Genomic DNA, 2,476 nt, shown 5'->3' with positions numbered 1-2,476 from the left:
TATACATTATGCGAAATGATGTATATTAAGCCTTTGATTCTGAAAGCTTTTTAATTTGTTCAGCCATTTCAGCCGTGATTCTTTCAAGCTCTGACTTATAGATTCCTTGACTAAGTCGACCAATTATTTCTAACTGAGTTCTAAGGTTTTCAAACTTAAAAACCACATCATCTAAATTGTTCATAGCTTTTCCTGCTTCTTATCAAAGTTAAGCGCAATCAAAACTGCTCTTGGCGTCTTACCTGTGAAATCCCAATCAAAGATCATTTCTGCTTCCGCAGGCAATTTCTGGTGAATGTAATCATTAAAGAACTGTGCACCCTTGATCTTGTAATCAGTCGATTTGAAACCAATTGCACCTTGTTCGAGTTCCCGATCTGAATAGTTTTGAAGTACAGTTACGACCGTATTTGAAAACTCGATAGTTTTACCTGATGATTCGTCTTTGAAATCTCCCGCAGCCTTGCGGATTCCTGTAACTGTCATAATTGGATGTTGTGTAGTATTCATAGCTCACCTATGCAAGTTTTAAGTAATTGAATTGCGATACTGGTGGCTCATACCACTCAGGCAATTGCTGTGAAAAGTCGATTTCTACGAGCTTCATAAATGGAATAACATTTGATGACTTTTGATCATGCAAATTCTGTAAAAATGCCTTTGAAAACCCACACTCACAAAGTTCTGATATATGTCTGTGATATGTAGTTTTAGGCAATAATTCAGCAAGTTTTTCTAATCCGTGTTCACGAATAAGGCAAAACGTCGCGTAAATATTTCGTATACGAGTTTGTGAAACTTTTCCTGAATTGGTCACTACTACAGAGCTTTGGGAAATAGATTCAAGTACACTTTTATCATCTGTTAATTTCATAGTTTGACCTCTCAGGGCTTCAAATATGCTATGAGTTGCTTTTTTCCAGAGTGTTTGAAGAATCTCAGGGTTTTCACGCTGAAATTTAATTAATTCAAATAAGTTTGTCGGTATTCCATTACGCTCAAGCCAACGTTTTTTTAAACGTGCTTCAAAGCGCATAATTCCAAGTGTCCAATCAATCAAACGACTGTCTGACATCACCTTGATTACACGTATTGCCGACTTATCACATTTCTTGGCTAAAGCCTGTTGATCTTTGAATTCTTCCATGAATTCAGTATGTTTGAGATAGCATTTAATGTTGATCAATCTTGAATATTGACCACCCCAATAAATTGTATTGTCCATTTGCTTTTGACTAAGCTGTGTTTGACCATTTGTTACACGTCTCATAAATTCATGTAATTTCTTAGCCTTATACTGATCACCAACACGAGCCGAATAAGTCACATCAATATGAGATACCCAAGCTGTAGTCCAGTCGATCATTCGAGCTAAAGTCGGATAGGCTTCATAAAAAAAGCCAATCATTTCCATTGCACCTAGCTCAATATCATCATCACCAAATACATTGTGACCTTGACGTAATTTCGCAGGACTTGCTTTAATTTGGATATAAGGCGCATAACTTGAGTCAAAAAAACATTTCAAAGACATACCAGTAAAGCTAGTTGGTACAGATTCATACGGATGAAATAAAGATGAAGCCGTGATTGAACCGTCATCGTTCTTGTGTACTGCCCTACTCGCCAACGGTATTTCTAGACTATGCAAATCGACATCAATGAAAAAATACTCACCGCTTTCACTCAATGAGTAAAAACTAGATTCAAAGTGAGCATTAATACAAAGATGATCAAGCATATTGTCATGTTGTCATATAAACATTTGACATAAATATAAACATGACAACAAGTTTTATCAAGTGTTTTCATGACAACATGTAAAATAGAAAACATGAAAACAGGAGTTTGTAAATGAGTAAGAGAAATATGTATTTAAGAATCAAAGAGTCAGAGCAAGATATGCTTAGAGAAGCTCATAGAAAAATTAACAACAAACTATTAGAAAATGGATATCCAACTGTACAAGACAGTGAAATCCTGCACCAATTAATTGAAATAGGTTTAAAAAAATTAGACGTAGATAACCTCGGTCGTTTTTATATAAAAAACTAAAATTATCGGTCAAAAAATTTCATTACTTATTATAAATTCCCAAATTTGGCACTAGAGTCCACCACCAGAAGACGTGGACTCTCCTACTCGTCCAAAAAATCCATGATTATGCCCTTTTCATAATCGTGGAATTTCCTCAAATGTGTATAAAGATCGGGAAATTGCAAAGTTCTACCACAATACTGACAAACAGTATATTTATTGATCAAACATTGCATAAAGATATCGTTTTTATAGTCTCTATTATGAAACCATTTCTGTGACGTATTTCGCATAATGTGAGTTATATTAAATTCCGTTCGAGTGCGCTTGACAGCATAGCATCATTGACAATAGTTAAAATCCATCATCAAGAATAATAGATTTTAACTATTATCAACGACAACGGAAAGTAACATAACTCATTGATATTATGCGAAAT

At 34.8% G+C, this 2,476-nt stretch carries 4 protein-coding genes; 1 reads left to right on the top strand and 3 read right to left on the bottom strand.

Annotated features, from left to right (window positions below):
- Positions 1–25: 25 nt before the first annotated feature.
- The 3 genes from EXE09_RS18900 to EXE09_RS18585 are packed head-to-tail and all read right to left on the bottom strand — an operon-like array spanning position 26 to position 1,741.
- The gene (locus EXE09_RS18900; protein ID WP_165382093.1) at positions 26–184 is read right to left on the bottom strand and encodes a hypothetical protein; all 159 of its coding nucleotides are present in this window, start codon (positions 182–184) and stop codon (positions 26–28) included.
- The gene (locus EXE09_RS18590) at positions 181–510 is read right to left on the bottom strand and encodes a hypothetical protein (protein WP_130118247.1); all 330 of its coding nucleotides are present in this window, start codon (positions 508–510) and stop codon (positions 181–183) included. The genes EXE09_RS18900 and EXE09_RS18590 overlap by 4 nt, the downstream gene beginning before the upstream one ends.
- Positions 511–517: 7 nt before the next feature.
- Positions 518–1,741 (bottom strand): phage/plasmid replication protein, II/X family, encoded by a 1,224-nt coding sequence (locus tag EXE09_RS18585; RefSeq protein ID WP_130118246.1) that lies wholly within the window; start codon positions 1,739–1,741, stop codon positions 518–520.
- Positions 1,742–1,854: 113 nt separating this feature from the next.
- On the opposite strand from EXE09_RS18585, the gene EXE09_RS18580 reads away from it, so the two are divergent.
- Complete coding sequence (locus EXE09_RS18580) at positions 1,855–2,055, top strand: hypothetical protein (RefSeq protein WP_130118245.1); 201 nt, start codon at positions 1,855–1,857, stop codon at positions 2,053–2,055.
- Positions 2,056–2,476 lie beyond the last annotated feature (421 nt).

Source organism: Acinetobacter sp. WCHAc060025, from assembly GCF_004209355.1.
In the GTDB taxonomy this organism is placed as follows: Bacteria; Pseudomonadota; Gammaproteobacteria; order Pseudomonadales; family Moraxellaceae; genus Acinetobacter; species Acinetobacter wuhouensis.
This window is presented reverse-complemented; position numbering and strand designations above follow the sequence as displayed.